13 protein-coding genes are annotated in these 15,956 nt (G+C 42.1%); 7 read left to right on the forward strand and 6 right to left on the reverse strand.

The window, feature by feature from the left end:
* Positions 1 to 249: 249 nt before the first annotated feature.
* Positions 250 to 1,482 (reverse strand): tyrosine--tRNA ligase, encoded by a 1,233-nt coding sequence (tyrS, locus tag F975_RS00205; RefSeq protein WP_171063120.1) that lies wholly within the window; start codon positions 1,480 to 1,482, stop codon positions 250 to 252.
* A gap of 61 nt (positions 1,483 to 1,543) precedes the next feature.
* On the opposite strand from tyrS, the gene F975_RS00210 reads away from it, so the two are divergent.
* Complete coding sequence (locus F975_RS00210) at positions 1,544 to 2,671, forward strand: anhydro-N-acetylmuramic acid kinase (RefSeq protein ID WP_004749219.1); 1,128 nt, start codon at positions 1,544 to 1,546, stop codon at positions 2,669 to 2,671.
* Positions 2,672 to 2,817: 146 nt separating this feature from the next.
* Here F975_RS00210 and erpA read toward each other — a convergent pair whose 3' ends face one another.
* Positions 2,818 to 3,153 (reverse strand): iron-sulfur cluster insertion protein ErpA, encoded by a 336-nt coding sequence (gene erpA / locus F975_RS00215; RefSeq protein WP_004749220.1) that lies wholly within the window; start codon positions 3,151 to 3,153, stop codon positions 2,818 to 2,820.
* A 187-nt stretch (positions 3,154 to 3,340) separates the two neighbouring features.
* On the opposite strand from erpA, the gene F975_RS00220 reads away from it, so the two are divergent.
* Both F975_RS00220 and F975_RS00225 read left to right on the forward strand, forming a co-directional pair.
* Positions 3,341 to 5,275, forward strand: coding sequence for an ATP-binding cassette domain-containing protein (locus F975_RS00220; protein WP_004749221.1), 1,935 nt, complete (start codon positions 3,341 to 3,343; stop codon positions 5,273 to 5,275).
* A gap of 509 nt (positions 5,276 to 5,784) precedes the next feature.
* Positions 5,785 to 6,333 (forward strand): VTT domain-containing protein, encoded by a 549-nt coding sequence (locus tag F975_RS00225; RefSeq protein ID WP_004749222.1) that lies wholly within the window; start codon positions 5,785 to 5,787, stop codon positions 6,331 to 6,333.
* A 43-nt stretch (positions 6,334 to 6,376) separates the two neighbouring features.
* On the opposite strand, the gene gyrB is transcribed toward F975_RS00225, so the two are convergent.
* The 4 genes from gyrB to dnaA all read right to left on the reverse strand — a co-directional run bounded on the left by gyrB (position 6,377) and on the right by dnaA (position 12,643).
* Positions 6,377 to 8,845 carry a DNA topoisomerase (ATP-hydrolyzing) subunit B gene (gyrB, locus tag F975_RS00230; RefSeq protein ID WP_004749224.1) on the reverse strand — a complete coding sequence of 823 codons (2,469 nt, stop codon included), beginning with the start codon at positions 8,843 to 8,845 and terminating at the stop codon, positions 6,377 to 6,379.
* A 9-nt stretch (positions 8,846 to 8,854) separates the two neighbouring features.
* Positions 8,855 to 9,973, reverse strand: a complete 1,119-nt coding sequence (recF, locus tag F975_RS00235; protein ID WP_004749225.1) for a DNA replication/repair protein RecF — start codon at positions 9,971 to 9,973, stop codon at positions 8,855 to 8,857.
* A gap of 10 nt (positions 9,974 to 9,983) precedes the next feature.
* A complete protein-coding gene (gene dnaN / locus F975_RS15925; RefSeq protein WP_004749226.1) occupies positions 9,984 to 11,132 on the reverse strand; it encodes a DNA polymerase III subunit beta in 1,149 nt (382 codons plus the stop codon).
* A gap of 113 nt (positions 11,133 to 11,245) precedes the next feature.
* Positions 11,246 to 12,643, reverse strand: coding sequence for a chromosomal replication initiator protein DnaA (gene dnaA, locus F975_RS00245; protein WP_004749227.1), 1,398 nt, complete (start codon positions 12,641 to 12,643; stop codon positions 11,246 to 11,248).
* 633 nt (positions 12,644 to 13,276) lie between these two features.
* Between dnaA and rpmH the strand changes: the two genes are divergently transcribed.
* From rpmH to yidC, 4 genes are read left to right on the forward strand one after another with little or no spacing between them, the layout of a single operon-like run.
* Positions 13,277 to 13,411, forward strand: coding sequence for a 50S ribosomal protein L34 (gene rpmH, locus F975_RS00250; protein ID WP_000831329.1), 135 nt, complete (start codon positions 13,277 to 13,279; stop codon positions 13,409 to 13,411).
* Between the two features lie 31 nt (positions 13,412 to 13,442).
* Positions 13,443 to 13,832, forward strand: a complete 390-nt coding sequence (gene rnpA, locus F975_RS00255; protein WP_004749228.1) for a ribonuclease P protein component — start codon at positions 13,443 to 13,445, stop codon at positions 13,830 to 13,832.
* A gap of 9 nt (positions 13,833 to 13,841) precedes the next feature.
* Complete coding sequence (gene yidD, locus F975_RS00260; protein ID WP_004749229.1) at positions 13,842 to 14,165, forward strand: membrane protein insertion efficiency factor YidD; 324 nt, start codon at positions 13,842 to 13,844, stop codon at positions 14,163 to 14,165.
* A gap of 2 nt (positions 14,166 to 14,167) precedes the next feature.
* Entirely contained in the window at positions 14,168 to 15,913 is a 1,746-nt protein-coding gene (gene yidC, locus F975_RS00265) for a membrane protein insertase YidC (RefSeq protein ID WP_004749231.1), read from the forward strand.
* Positions 15,914 to 15,956 lie beyond the last annotated feature (43 nt).

Here is a 15,956-nt window from a genome sequence, read left to right on the forward strand (position 1 = left end):
TCAATCAACCTAAAATCTAACTTATCAAGCTAAATCCTTGTTAATCAACAAGTTTTTATCTGCATCACCGCCGATGGATACGCATTATAGACCATTCATAACCGCTTGCAAGCTTTTTTTAGCATTTTTTGATTTAGGTGTGTGTTTTTTCATCTTTTTTGTGTTTTTTGCTGGTTTTATACGCATTTTTGCATAAAAAAAGGCAATCTTTTGCAGATTGCCTTTTAAAATTTTTATTTATTTCGAGGTTTAATCCGTAAAAGTGACCTGAGCAATGGCTTTTTTGCCTGCTTGAACGATGATCGTGGTATTTTCTTTTACAGAATAACCTGCATCAACGACATTCCAGTCCACTTTTACCGCGCCGCGTGCGACAGCATCTTTTGCGGCAGCGGCATTTTTAGTTAGGCCAGCAGCACGAACAATAGAAGCAATAAATAGTTCACCACCAAATTCACCACGTGAAATCGTCACTTCAGGCGTACCTTCAGGCAATTCACCTTCCGTGATGATGTTACCTGCACCTTTATGGGCATTGGCAGCAGCCTCAGCGCCATGGAAACGCTCAACCAGTTCAAGTGCAAGGATTTTCTTGACTTCTTGCGGGTTACGCCCTTCTTCAATTTCTTTAAGTAGGGTTTTGATTTCTTCTAAAGATTTGAAGCTGAGCAAGTCAAAATAACGTTCAATCAGGGAGTCTGGCATTGAAAGTACTTTTTGGTACATCGCGCCTGGTGCATCAAATACGCCAATATAGTTACCGAGAGATTTCGACATTTTATTGACGCCATCCAGACCTTCCAGGATTGGCACAGTAATACAGACTTGTGGTTCTTGATCATAACGACCTTGTAAAGTGCGTCCCATGAGCAAGTTAAAGGTTTGATCCGTACCACCCAATTCAACGTCTGCATGTAGAGCAACCGAGTCATAGCCTTGTACTAGTGGATACAAGAATTCATGAATCGCGATCGGTTGCTGGTTGTTGTAACGCTTGGTGAAATCATCACGCTCAAGCATACGTGCTACTGTTTGCTGTGAAGCCAATTGAATCAGGTCAGCCGCAGTCTTGGTTGCAAACCATTCTGAGTTAAACACCACTTTGGTTTTGTTTGGATTAAGGATTTTAAAAACCTGTTCCTGATAAGTTTTGGCGTTTTCTAGTACTTGTTCACGTGACAATGGTGGACGCGTTGCGCTTTTTCCTGTCGGGTCACCGATCATCGCGGTATAGTCACCAATCAAGAAATAAACTTCATGCCCTAAATCTTGGAATGTTTTTAATTTGTTGATTAAAACAGTATGCCCAAGGTGCAAATCTGGTGCAGTTGGGTCAAAGCCTGCTTTGATTTTAAGTGGGCGGTTCTGTTTAAGCTTCTTTAACAAGTCTTCTTCAGAGATAATTTCATGCGTGCCACGTTGGATCAGGGCAAGCTGTTCTTCAGCAGGTAAGAAATTTGACATCACAAAATCCAAACACATCAGTTATTCAATTTGTGCGATATACTAACACTTTTTCAGCATATTGCAGGCTTTGTTGCTCATGTCAGACATCTATATTGGAGTGATGACGGGAACAAGTATGGACGGTGTCGACATCGTAGCCGCCTCATTTGACCCATTACAACTTCATGCAACACTTACTGTGCCCTTTGATCCTGACTTACAGGATCAGCTCATGGCACTGACGTTACCTGACGACAATGAAATTGATCGGATGGGTAAGGCTGATGTTGCACTTGCCAGCATGATTGGACATGGCATTAACCAACTGATTGAAAAAAATCAGATCGATCGCAGTAAAATCAAAGCGATTGGCTCACATGGACAAACCATTCGTCATCGTCCCGAACATGGTTTTACCTTACAGATTGGCGATCCCAATATTATTACCGAACTCACCCAGATTCCTGTGGTTTCAGATTTTCGCCGCCGCGATATGGCAGCAGGTGGACAAGGTGCGCCTTTGGTTCCCGCATTTCATCAGGCACTGTTTCAACATGCCGCGATTGATCGGGTGATTTTAAATTTAGGCGGTATTGCCAATGTCAGTATTTTACCTGCCAATCAACCTGAAAAGGTCTATGGTTTCGATACGGGCCCTGCCAACATTTTAATGGATGCATGGTGCGAGCGTTATACAGGACATCCTTATGATGATAATGGTGACTGGGCAGCCTACGGCACACCTATCCGTTCTTTGATGGATCGGCTCTATGCACATGAGTTTTTCTCTAAAGAGCCACCAAAAAGCACAGGACGTGAAGACTTCAACCTCGAGTGGCTGGATCAACAGCTCAGCGATTGGCGTAACGACATTTTGTATAATGAACTTGAAGATACCCCTGAAAATATTCAGGCGACTTTAGCTAAACTGACTGTGCGTGCCATTCAAAAAGCCATTTACCGTTCAGGGCTCGAAAATGGCGAAGTCTATGTCTGTGGTGGCGGTGCTTATAATTCACATATTTTAGAGCAATTGCGCTGGCGTTTACGCAAACATCATTGGGCAGTACAAACCACCGATGTACTCGGTTTATCACCGACGTGGGTTGAAGCCACGGCATTTGCTTGGTTAGCCATGCGTTTTGTGAAACAGCTCAGTGGCAACTTGCCTGCGGTCACAGGCGCGCGCGGTCTGCGTATTTTAGGTAGCATTACCGCAGTTTAAATACCAGACTTCTTTCATAATTGCTTACACCCTCTTTATTTTTCTCCCATAGGGAGAAATAAAAAGGATTTATGAAACAAGTCTACTATTGAAGACATAAAAAAGCCCTGCTCATCAATTATGGCAGGGCTTTTTTTATGTGCGAATCAAATCGAGAATGATGAACCACAACCACAGGTTGTTGTTGCATTTGGGTTCTGCACAATAAAACGCGAACCTTCCAGACCTTCCACATAGTCAACCACTGAGCCGACTAAATATTGATAACTCAAAGAATCGACCAACATTTTGACATCGCCATTTTCAAAAGCAGCATCATCTTCATTGGCATTTTCAGCAAAGTTAAAGCCGTAAGAAAAACCAGAACAGCCACCACCAGTCACATACACACGCAACATCAACTCTTGGTTGCCTTCACTGTCACGAAGTTGGCGGACTTTGTTCGCGGCATTATCTGTAAGCACTAAAGCTTGAGTACTCATCGTGGGCATTCCTCACATCAATTTCGTTTTGTCTGAAGACAATTTGCGCAATCATAGCATATTCAAAATGGGGCTGCTGTCGGAAAAATTCAATTCCTAGCAATTTACTCAATTTTAACATGGCAATTTGGTTTTATCAGGATTACTGATTAGAATAAGCACAAATTGCTACCCAGTTAAAACTTTTATGATTCAACTTGACCAACTCAGCTTACGTCGCGGTGGACGCGTATTATTTCAAAAAGCCTCGATGCAACTGCATCCCGGTTGGAAAATAGGTTTAACTGGGGTCAATGGCGCAGGGAAATCAACTCTCTTTTCAGCGTTACTCGGTGGTATGGAATCAGATGGTGGTTCTTTAACTCGTCCAAATGTCTGGACTGTGGCACATATGGCACAGGAAATTGAAGCACTGGACATGAAAGCGATTGATTTCGTGCTTTCAGGCGATGAAGAATACTGGGACATTCAAAACAAACTCGACCATCCTGATCAGCTCAGTAACGATGATCTGGCTCATCTATATGGCCGTTTTGATGAAATTAACGGTTATTCTGCACCCGCCAAAGCCTCTCAACTGATGGCGGGTTTGGGCTTTTTTGAACATCAGTCCGAGCTGAGTGTGGCAAGTTTCTCAGGTGGATGGCGGATGCGCTTAAATCTGGCACGTACCCTGATGAGCCGTTCTGATTTGCTACTCCTAGACGAACCAACCAACCACTTGGATCTAGATGCAATTTTATGGCTGGAAGAATGGCTCAAAGCCTATGCAGGTACTTTGGTGCTGATTTCGCATGACCGCGATTTCCTCGATGCCATTACCGATCATATTTTGCATATCGAAAATCAGGAACTGACTCTATATACAGGTAACTACTCGACCTTTGAGCGTACCCGTAGCGAACGCCTTGCCCAACAACAACAGGCTTACGAAAAACAACTCGAAACTCGTGCACATTTGCAAAAATATATTGACCGTTTTAAAGCACAAGCTACGAAAGCCAAACAAGCACAAAGCCGTATCAAACAACTGGAACGCATGCAGGAACTTTCTGCCGCGCATGTGGATACCCCATTTACCTTCAGTTTCCGTGAACCGACCAAGATGAGTTCACCGTTACTGGAACTGGAGCATGCAGATATTGGCTATGGCGACAAACTGATTGTAACCAATGTCAATTTACAGATTACCCCAACCAGTCGCATTGGTTTATTGGGGATGAATGGTGCAGGTAAATCAACACTGATTAAGTCTCTAGTTGGTGATTTGCCATTATTGCGTGGTCATCGTAAAGCTTCGGAATTACTCAATATTGGCTACTTTGCCCAGCACCAGATGGATGCTTTAGATGGTAATGCCAGCCCGATGCTGCAACTCGCGCGTATCGCCGATCCTAAAATCAGCGAAGCGACTTTGCGTTCATTTTTAGGCAGTTTCGGCTTTAGTGGTGAACGTATGGATACGCCTTCCGAAAGTTTTTCGGGTGGTGAGCGTGCACGCCTAGCCTTGGCGCTGATCGTCTGGAAACGCCCAAATGTGTTGATTCTGGATGAGCCAACCAACCATTTAGATTTGGATATGCGTCATGCCTTAACTATGGCTTTGCAAGACTTTGAAGGTGCTGTGGTACTGGTATCGCATGAACGCCAACTGATTGCGAGTGTCTGTGATGAGCTGATTCTGGTTCATGCGGGACGCAGCACAGAGTTTGAAGGTGATTTGGCTGCTTATGCTGACTGGTTACGTCAAGCCCGACTGGACATCATGAAAAATGGGCAACACCTAAGCGCACCTGTTCAGTCTTTAGTGGAAGACAAGCCTGCAATTTCAAAAACAGATAAAGAAGCACAGCGCAAAGAAACTGCTCGCCGCCGCGATCTGACCCGCCCGATTCGTAAAAATATCGAAAATGCTGAAGCTAAAGTTGAAAAATTGCAGCCTCGTTTGGCGATTATTGAAGAAAAATTGGCTGATTCGAGTCTTTATGATACCCATCGTAAAGATGATTTACTCAAACTGATGAATGAGCAAACTGACCTCAAACAGCAACTTGAACAAGCGGAAGAACAAATACTTGAGTTGATGATGGAACTCGAAGAAATAGAAAGTTCATTTGAATGAAGGTTAATCAAATACAAAGCCCGGTCTTAGGACTGAGCTTTGATTTTTCTGTCGCATACTTCACATGAACAGCAGCATGATGTGAACTTGCTTTTTTGTGATCACAATCGTTTAATTAAGCCAGCGATGATTACCATCAGTTGTTGGTTGATTTGAATAGCTGCAGGTCAATAAAAATGTAATTTAGCGACATTTATTGATTGTATTCACAAACCAATATGCAGTGAAATATAAGAAGGAAATTAAAAAATACCTTCTAATACGTTGATCTTCAATCAAATACAGTCTAAATTCTAGTCAGTATAATATATGATATTGTGAATTATCACTGTTGATAACTGAGGGGAAATCGTCAATAACTGTGGATAAGTTTTGAGTTATCCATAATTCATAGAGCAGGTTACTCAGTCAAATTTAGAACATTTCTAGTTTTACTGTGTGCAATATCCAAATCATAAGTTTATTTATGCTTATAAACCATAAACATAATACCTTGGACTCAGCTTATAATGCACTTTTTTGATTTCCTATTCAGCCTTGAGCAAGCTCTACCAGCACTATTGCAAGAATATGGCCTATGGCTTTATGTAATTATTTTTCTTATTATTTTGTTTGAAACAGGCTGTATCTTCATGGCATTTTTGCCAGGAGATAGTCTACTGATCAGTATTGGTGCGCTTTGTGCTACGGTGGGCAGTGAACACCTCGTTTATATGATTCTGGTGCTGTTTTTTTCTACGACATTGGGCTACATCATTAATTACTATACTGGGCTATATTTTAGTTCACGTATTTTAAATTGCCGCTTTTGTTATGTAAAACAAGAGTATCTCACCAAAACCGATCTATTTTTTCGACGCCATGGCGGCAAAACTATTGTGATGGCTCGGTTCGTTCCATTTGTACGTTCATTTGCACCCTTTGCAGCTGGCTCAAGTGGCATGCCCTATACTGCATTTATGATCTACAATCTTTTAGGTGCTTTTCTCTGGGTCAGTTTGCTGTTATCTGCAGGCTATTTAGGCGGAGCGACCTTTTTATGGATATTACCCGAATAAAAAAGCATCCCGAAGGATGCTCTTTGTTTCAATACCAATTCAATTAAGCATCAATATCTGCATTGAGCGCATTTTCTTCAATAAAAGCACGACGCGGTTCAACATCATCACCCATTAAGCAAGAGAACATCCGATCCGCTTCAATTGCATCATCAATGGTCACTTGCAGCATATGACGGTTTTCAGGATCCATCGTGGTTTCCCAAAGCTGCTCAGCATTCATCTCACCAAGACCTTTATAGCGCTGAATCATCATGCCACGGCGCGAGTCCTGCAAGATATGTTGCCACACTTGATGGAACGTGTTGACTAAAATACAACGCTCACCTTTTTGTAAATAAGCACCCTCTTCAAGCAAGCTAAACCAGCTTTTTGAGTTCTTTAACAAACGTGCATATTCGGCTGAGTTCAATAAACCTGAATCAAGCAAATAGGCATGCGGCAAATTATGCACATACACCGTAATACGTGGCCAATAATGCGTGACTTTGGTCCCATCAGCACTTTCTACCTCAAAGCTTTCCAATGAAACTTCTGGACGAAGGCTTGGTTGGAGCTTGATGATTTCTGCCTGCAAATGTTCGGCCCATGTCTGTACATAATCTTGCTCAACATTTCGTTCAGATTTAAAGGCTTCAACTGCCAATAAACCATCCAGTAAACTTGCTGGATAACGTTGAGTTAAACGATGCAGACTCTTTTGTGATACCTGATAATCTTGGATCACTTTTGCCAAAGCTTCACCTGCAATTGCAGGCGCTTGGGCACTAATATGTAAAGACAACTCATCAATTGCATTGGAAATTAAATAAGTTTCCAATGCATCATTATCTTTAATATATTGTTCTTGCTTACCTTTTTTCAGCTTATATAAAGGCGGCTGAGCAATATAAATATAACCACGTTCAACCAGTTCAGGCATTTGACGGAAGAAGAAAGTCAACAACAAGGTGCGAATATGTGAACCATCAACGTCCGCATCGGTCATGATGATAATTTTATGATAACGCAGTTTGTCTGGATTATATTCTTCACGCCCAATCCCACAGCCTAATGCGGTAATCAGTGTGCCGACTTCTGCCGAAGAAATCATTTTGTCAAAACGCGCACGTTCCACATTCAGGATTTTACCTTTCAGTGGCAAAATCGCCTGCATTTTACGGTTACGACCCTGTTTTGCCGAACCACCTGCCGAGTCACCCTCGACCAGATAAAGTTCAGACATTGCTGGATCTTTTTCCTGACAGTCTGCAAGTTTCCCTGGTAAGCCTGCAATATCAAGCGCACTTTTACGACGGGTCATTTCACGGGCTTTACGCGCTGCATCACGCGCACGCGCCGCATCAATGATTTTTCCTGCAATCGATTTTGCTGCTTGCGGATTTTCCAGCAAATACGCTGAAAACTCTTTATTCATTGCCTGCTCAACCGCAGGTTTGACTTCACTTGATACCAGTTTTTCTTTGGTCTGTGAAGAGAATTTTGGATCAGGCACTTTCACCGAAACAATGGCAGTCAAACCTTCGCGCGCATCATCACCAGTTACAGCAACTTTTTCTTTTTTAAGGATATTTTCATTTTCAAGATAGTTATTTAAACCACGTGTCAGTGCTGCACGGAAACCAGCTAAATGCGTACCACCATCCTTTTGTGGAATGTTGTTGGTAAAACAGCGGACATTTTCCTGATACGAATCATTCCACTGCAATGCTACTTCAACCGCAATACCGCTATCTGTTTCTGTCGTGAAATGGAAAATTTCGTTCAGATGGTTTTTGCCTTGGTTGATGTATTTCACAAACTCAGACAAACCACCTTCATAGTCATAAACATGCTCAAAGTTAATTCGTTCGTCACGTAAAACAATCCGTACGCCTGCATTCAAGAAAGAAAGCTCGCGTAAACGACGTGCTAAAATATCGACATTAAAAATGGTTTGGCTAAAGGTTTCTGCACTCGGCCAGAAACGCACAACCGTACCTGTTTTGTCTGTTGTGCCAATCACACGCAGTGGATACTGTGGATCACCATGTTGATATTCTTGTTCGTGAACCTGACCTGCACGGTAAATTTGCAATTGCAATTTGCGCGATAAAGCATTAACAACCGAAACACCTACACCATGCAAACCACCTGAAACTTTATAGCTATTGTCGTCAAATTTACCGCCAGCATGCAGAATCGTTAAAATCACCTCTGCAGCAGAAACACCTTCTTCTGGGTGAATATCCGTTGGAATACCACGACCATTGTCAGACACACTCACCGATTCGTCTTCATGAATGGTGACGATAATTTCGTCACAATGACCAGCCAAAGCTTCATCAATCGCGTTGTCGACCACCTCAAATACCATGTGGTGCAAACCTGTACCATCGTCAGTATCGCCAATGTACATCCCAGGGCGTTTGCGTACAGCGTCTAAACCTCGTAAAACCTTAATGCTAGAGGAATCATAAGCCTTTTCATTGGTTTGTTCTGTTTGAGAAGCAGATTGAGTCTCTGAACTCATGTTTTCTCCCTAGTCATTGTGAACGGTTGATTCAGCATGCTGTTGATCAGCGTGAATCCGATGAATCTCACCGTTGTCTACATTGAATAATTGATAAAAAATAGATAGATCATGTAAATGTTTTTGTACCAACTCATGATCCAAAGTTGTCAAAAAAACTTGACTACCCAGTTGGCTTAAACGTTCAAGTAAACGTCGTTGGGCAACATAATCGAGCTCTGCCGTCAAATCATCTAATAATACCACAGTTTCCTTATTGCTCGCATGCAGCATTGCAATCTGTGACAGCTTTAGTGCCATGATCAGCAGTTTTTTCTGTCCCCGAGACAATACAGAATCGGCATCCCCCAGCGCTGTTTTTAAACGTAAATCTGCCCGATGTGGCCCATATTCGGTATAGCGTCGTTCTTTGTCTTTTTCATGCGCCAAAACCAGTTGTTGCAGCAAACCTTCTTTCTCATGAAAACCAGCACTGTATTCCAGACGGATCTCGACATCAGGTAAGAGGTACTGGATATTCTGCTGAAAAAAAGTATTCCAGCGTTGTACAATACTGGCACGTTGATGATGCAGAATTTCACCATATTCACTGAGCAGCCTGTTCCACGGCTCAAGATCCAGCAAGGTCAGTTGTCGCTGGGCTTTTAACAAACTATTGCGCTGTTTTAAAGCTCGGGTATACGCCTGCCATGTTGTATAAAAATCAGGTTCCACGTGGAACATCAGCCAGTCCAACAACTGCCGTCTGGGCTTTGCCCCATGGTCAATAATATCGGTACTTTGTGGTTCGATCAGTTGAAGTGGCAATAATTTAGCGAGTTGCCCCTGAGTGGCAATGCTATCACCATTGACCTTAATTACTTGCTCACCTGAAGTCATTTTTTGAATGCCAATTTTATCTTGACCTGCTTGGGCAAAAATCAAGGCATGGCTTTGTTCATGCTGAATATAGTTTCTAGGAAGATGAGTTCGAAAGGAACGCCCTGTCGCAAGCAAATGAATCGCTTCTAAAACCGAGGTCTTACCTGAGCCATTCTTGCCATAAAAAACATTAAATGGCTGCAAGCAAGGCAATGCAGCCATTTTAATGTTACGCACACGTTCGATACTTAAACGCGTAATATGCATAAGCTTAGGATTAGACACGCATTGGCATGACCACATAAGTTTGGTCAGCATGAGTAGGATCTTGAACCAAAACAGATTGGTTCGCTTCAGTCATGGTCATGGTCACATCATCACCATCCAAGACACCTAACACATCCAGTAAATACTGCGCATTAAATGACATTTCCAACACCTCATCCGCATACTGAATCACCAAGTCTTCACTGGCTTCATCTTGTTCAGGGTTATTGGCACGTAGTTGCAAGGTGTCAGTATAAAAGTTTAAGAATACACCACGTAATTTTTCATTACTTAAAATTGCTACACGCTGCAAAGACTGTTTAAACACATCATGCGCAATCACAACATGTTTATCACCACCACGTGGAATCACACGACGATAGTCAGGGAATTTTCCATCGATTAATTTTGTCGTGAAACGTACAGTGACATTGCCCTGCTCTTTGTCACGGTTTGGCACCTGAATCGTCACGTTCAATAACTCACGACCAATCACCAGAGTTAAAGGTTGATCTTCAATCGTTAATAAGCGTTGCAACTCACCGACTGCTTTACGTGGAACAATCGCCTGTAAAGGCTGAGCAGCAGTTGATGCTGCAGAGGTTTCACAAAATGCCAAACGGTGACCATCGGTTGTGACTGCACGAAGTTGGTTTTGATCAATTTCCAGCAATGTTCCTGTCAAATAAAAACGAACATCCTGTACAGCCATTGCAAAAGACGTTTTTTCAAACAGACGTTTCAGTTCACGTTGAGTGACCTGAACTTGGGTACCCTGTGTGTTTTCAGTGTTCAATAACGGATAATCTTCTGCAGGTAATGTACCCAAAACAAAACGACTATTACCTGACTTTAAAATACAACGCTGGTCTTCGGTAATTTGTAAATCAATCAATGCTGCGCTTGGTAAAGATTTGCAGATATCCATCAGTTTACGTGCAGGAACTGTCGTTTCACCTGCTTGTAAACATGCCCCTTCTGCAAACGACATACTTGCCACCAATTCAACTTCTAAATCCGACCCTGTAATGGTCAATGCTTGTGCAGAAGCTTGAATTTTGACATTAGATAAAATGTTTAAAGTATGTCGACGCTCTACCACCCCAACAACATGAGATAGCACATTTAACAGACTCTCTTTCGCGATTTTTAAACGCACAATGCATTCCTCTAACAGGTATCTTTTTAGACAAATAGGGCTTGAGTCGAGTACTATGCGGCAGAAGTTGACACATTGCAACTCGACTTTTTCTCTTCAATAAACTTGGGATTTTAACTCTGTAACAAGCGGGTTAAATTTTTATAATCTTCATCAAAAATTGGATCTTCTTCGCGTAAGCTTTGTACTTTTTCACAAGCATGCATCACAGTACTATGATCACGTCCACCAAACGCCATGCCGATTTCAGGAAAACTATCTCCCGTCATTTCACGCGCCAAACCCATCGCTAACTGGCGAGGACGTGCATAAATACGAGTACGCTTTGGTCCAACTAATTCCTTGAGTGGAATACGAAAATACTCACTCACCACACGCTGAATATTTTCGGTGCTAATGGTACGTGCACGAATTGCCAAAACATCTTTCAAAGACTCTCTCACAACATCCAAATCAATTGCAGAACCTTTAAAACGCGAAATAGCAACCACTTTATTTAATGCGCCTTCCAATTCACGCACATTAGCAACCACTTGCTGGGCAATAAATAACGCACAGTTCCGAGGTAAATCAACACCTGTGCTTTCTGCTTTTTTGAGTAAGATTTCGATACGAGTTTCAATATCAGGCGGCTCAACACCCACTGATAATCCCCAAGAAAAGCGTGAAACCAGACGTGGATCAAGCTCGGTCAATTCTTTTGGATAACGATCAGAGGTTAAAATAATCTGTTTTGATTCGTCCAAAAGTGCATTAAACGTATAAAAAAACTCAACTAAGCTGGCTTCTTTCCCTGCCAACAAGTGAATATCGTCGACCAATAACAAGTCCAAAGAACGACAGTTTTTCTTAAACTCTTCAACTTTGCCTTTTTGTAAAGAACTGACAAAGTCCTGAACAAAACTTTCTGCGGTCATATACATGACACGGGCATTTGGCTTGGCTTGTAGCAAAGCATTGCCGACTGCTTGCATCAAATGTGTTTTACCCAAACCAGTCGGGCCATACAAAAATAAAGGATTGTGCTGAGAAGCACCTAATTGTGTCAGAACCTTACGGCAAGTTTCAGCCGCCATTTGGTTGGAACGGCCTTCCACAAACAAAGAAAATGTAAATAACGGGTTTAACTGACGCTTTTTACTGAGTTTTGCAGCAAAAGGTTGTGCAAGAGAGCTAATTTCAGGTTCTTTTTCCTTTTTTGCCATACTAGGTGCAGGCGTTTCTAGTGCTGACACTGTCGTTGCAGGTTGCTCACTGGCTTTTAAGATTGCGCCAGGGCGAGAATCCACCATAATCTCAACATGGCGAATACGACCTTCGGAAAGCTGCTCTGCCAAAATTGAAATCAACTCCAGGTGGTGTTCCTGAATATAACGTGTCCAGTATGGATTAGGCGCATATAAACGTAATGTATGCTCATGCTCTTCAGCAACTAATGGTCGAATCCACATCGCAAAGACATTATCAGAGAGCTCTTGTCGCAAGCGAGTTAAGCAGTCCGTCCAAAGCATGTGATTCCCCTATGTACCGACTCAAAGAAAAAGATACCCTGCACTTCATTTGCAGGGGGTGGTTATTCTAACTAAGTTATCCACATCTGTCATAGAAAAATCCACAGATCCGAATAAAAAATAGCATTTCAATGTGGAAAAAGTTTCTCACAAGTCTTGTGGATAAGTTTATACACAAGCTGTGGATAAAATAACACAAAAAGTTATCCACATTCTATAAAAAAGATAACAACAATAATATCCACAGCATAAAACTATGTTTTTTATTTAAAATAATCGATTATCCACAGAAAATATCAACACTAATAATAATAAATTTAAATTTTAAGTATTAAATTTAATTAATAACGGGGGTGGTTTTTGTGGATAAGTATGATTCTTTAAATTTAAATTCAAAAAGAACTGATGGAAGGGCTGTTGATAACTTTGAGAATCATTGAGTGGATAAATCCCAATTTAAATTCAAACTATAGAAAACAAAAACAGTATTTTTTTTAAACCCAGTCAAATTAAGCGTGTCATATAGGGAAATATGTAAGAAATCGCGTAAAAAACAGCTTTTTGATTGACAGTACGCTAAATGCACAATAAAATCGCGAACCTTTATAGATAGATCAATTTTGGAGTTTCTGTATGAAACGTACATTCCAACCATCTGAATTAAAGCGTAAACGCGTTCATGGTTTCCGTGCTCGTATGGCAACTAAAGCTGGTCGTCAAGTTTTAGCTCGCCGCCGTGCAAAAGGTCGTCATAGCTTAACTGTATAATTCAAAGTTAACGCTTCATCGACTTGGGTGTATGACACGTTATAGTTTCAGCACAGACGTTCGTATACGCTGTGCTGTAGATTACAAAAATGTGTTCGATGGTGCGCTTTTTAAAGTGCACCAACCCCACTTTCTTTTTTTGGCAAAGCCAAGCGAACAGATGAGTCGCCTTGGAATTGTTGTGGCTAAAAAGAAAGTACGTCGTGCACACGAAAGAAATCGAATAAAACGGATCGCTCGCGAAAGTTTTCGCTTGAACCAACAGGCTATTGCTTCGTTGGATATTGTTGTTATGCCTAAAATAGGCATAGAAGATATTTCAAATGCTGAATTGCACCAGCAATTAAAATTTGCTTGGCAAAAACTCAATCGCTTGGTACATAAGCGCCAGAATAATACGTCTATTTCCCCACAAAAGTAGAGATGGCCAATGGTTCGTATCCTGCATTGGTTGGTACGTCTTTATCAGATTGCGATTAGTCCTTTGCTTGGACCACGTTGTCGCTATATTCCTACCTGTTCTCAATATGCGTTAGAAGCTTTGCAAACGCATGGCGCTGTACATGGAGTATGGCTAGCAACTTGTCGTGTCTGCCGTTGTCATCCTTGGGGAGGTTCAGGATATGATCCTGTACCTGCAAAGGCGATCCGTTTTATTTCCTTTCAGCAAATCGATTCTCAAACGCTTCATGTTACTGTACCCTTTCGTGAACGTTTCTTGAACCAAAATCACTCTAACTACTTGGGGTCATAGCTATGCAACAATGGGCCAGGTTTGCGATTATCGGTGCCATGTTGGTTACCGCTTATTTGCTCATTTTGGCTTGGCAAAAAGACTATGGACACACCACGAGCGCACCGCAGCAGCAAAATACTGCTGTCGTATCGCGTGATGTGTCTGCTGATTTGCCAAATAGTCAAAATACAGCATCTACAGATATGCCGCAGACCAATGCTGCTGCACCAGCAAACACGACTGCTGCTCCAGTCAGCCAGCATTTGATTACTGTACAAACAGATTTATATCGCCTTTGGATTACACCAAAAGGTGGTGATATTGTGCGCCTCGAATTGCTTGCACATGATGAAAGTAAAGGTAGTAACCAGCCTTTTGTCATGCTCGAGAGCGACAACAAACGCACATATGTCGCACAATCTGGTTTAATTGGTGCCAATGGACCAGACAGCAGTGCAAATGGTCGTCCTGATTTTGAGGTAGAGAAAAACAGCTATACCTTAAATGATGCGAAAACTGTGACTGAAAACGGCAAAACTGTAAAAGTTTTAACTGTACCAATGGTGTATAAAACTGCCAATGGTGTCGAGATTGTTAAGACTTTTACCTTCAAACAGGGTGATTACCCAATTGAAGTGGGCTATCAAGTCATGAACCGCAGCCAGCAAAACTGGCAAGGTCAATTCTTTGGTCAAATTAAACGTGATGACTCTGTCGATCCAGGTAAGTCAAGTCAGGGTATTTTCCAGTTAGGAACTTATCTTGGTGGTGCTTGGGGTACGCCAGATCAGCATTACAACAAGTTGAAATTTGCCAATTTCAATGATGACAAGCTTAATGTTCAAGCCAAAGGTGGTTGGGTGGCTGTGGTTCAGCACTACTTTGTCAGTGCGTGGATGCCTGGGTCATTAAAACTGACGCAAGCCAACGGACAACCATATACCGCAACTCTACAATCTCGTAGAGCGAGCGAATCCATGAATATTATTGGATTCACTTCACCTGCCATTACTGTGCCTGCTGGGACTAAAATGGAAGTGAATGCGACCTTCTATTCAGGACCTAAAGTTCAGTCTGAGCTGAAAGATTTGGCAGTCGGTTTAAACCAAACTGTAGATTATGGTTGGTTGTGGCCAATTGCAAAATTGTTGTTCCTAGGCTTGGAAACTTTCCATAAGTTCTTGGGCAACTGGGGCTGGTCAATTATTCTTTTGACTGTTGTAGTGAAGATGATTTTGTGGCCATTGTCTGCAAAAAGCTATCGCTCAATGGCAAAAATGCGTGTGATTGCGCCTGAAATGCAACGCATGAAAGAAGAGTTTGGCGAAGACCGTATGCGTTTCTCTCAAGAAATGATGGCGCTTTACAAACGCGAAGGGGTTAACCCGCTTTCAGGTTGCTTGCCATTGTTCATGCAAATGCCGATTTTCTTGGCATTGTACTGGGTATTGATGGAAAGCGTTGAGTTGCGTCATGCGCCGTGGTTAGGCTGGATCACTGACTTATCTGCAATGGATCCATGGTTTATCTTGCCGTTAATCATGGGTGGAACCATGTTTGCACAGCAAATGTTGAACCCTCAACCTGCTGACCCAATGCAAGCTAAAGTGTTCCGCTTGATGCCGATTATCTTTACGGTATTTATGCTGTTCTTCCCTGCAGGTCTGGTGTTGTACTGGATTGTGAACAACAGTATTACCATTTTACAGCAGTGGTTTATTGCACAAAGTGTGAAAAAACAGCGTGAAACTCAAACGGGTACTTAATCTCGCCTGAGTCAAGCAGACAACTGCTGAATAAATCCGCCTA

This window comes from Acinetobacter brisouisimilis (assembly GCF_000368265.1).
Lineage (GTDB): Bacteria > Pseudomonadota > Gammaproteobacteria > Pseudomonadales > Moraxellaceae > Acinetobacter.

Excerpts from the sequence above, each read along its gene's own strand:
- tyrS (WP_171063120.1), bottom strand. The coding sequence starts at position 1,482 with ATGTGTTTGGATTTTGTGATGTCAAATTTCTTACCTGCTGAAGAACAG.
- F975_RS00210 (WP_004749219.1), top strand. The coding sequence starts at position 1,544 with ATGTCAGACATCTATATTGGAGTGATGACGGGAACAAGTATGGACGGT.
- erpA (WP_004749220.1), bottom strand. The coding sequence starts at position 3,153 with ATGAGTACTCAAGCTTTAGTGCTTACAGATAATGCCGCGAACAAAGTC.
- F975_RS00220 (WP_004749221.1), top strand. The coding sequence starts at position 3,341 with ATGATTCAACTTGACCAACTCAGCTTACGTCGCGGTGGACGCGTATTA.
- F975_RS00225 (WP_004749222.1), top strand. The coding sequence starts at position 5,785 with ATGCACTTTTTTGATTTCCTATTCAGCCTTGAGCAAGCTCTACCAGCA.
- gyrB (WP_004749224.1), bottom strand. The coding sequence starts at position 8,845 with ATGAGTTCAGAGACTCAATCTGCTTCTCAAACAGAACAAACCAATGAA.
- recF (WP_004749225.1), bottom strand. The coding sequence starts at position 9,973 with ATGCATATTACGCGTTTAAGTATCGAACGTGTGCGTAACATTAAAATG.
- dnaA (WP_004749227.1), bottom strand. The coding sequence starts at position 12,643 with ATGCTTTGGACGGACTGCTTAACTCGCTTGCGACAAGAGCTCTCTGAT.
- rpmH (WP_000831329.1), top strand. The coding sequence starts at position 13,277 with ATGAAACGTACATTCCAACCATCTGAATTAAAGCGTAAACGCGTTCAT.
- rnpA (WP_004749228.1), top strand. The coding sequence starts at position 13,443 with ATGACACGTTATAGTTTCAGCACAGACGTTCGTATACGCTGTGCTGTA.
- yidD (WP_004749229.1), top strand. The coding sequence starts at position 13,842 with ATGGTTCGTATCCTGCATTGGTTGGTACGTCTTTATCAGATTGCGATT.
- yidC (WP_004749231.1), top strand. The coding sequence starts at position 14,168 with ATGCAACAATGGGCCAGGTTTGCGATTATCGGTGCCATGTTGGTTACC.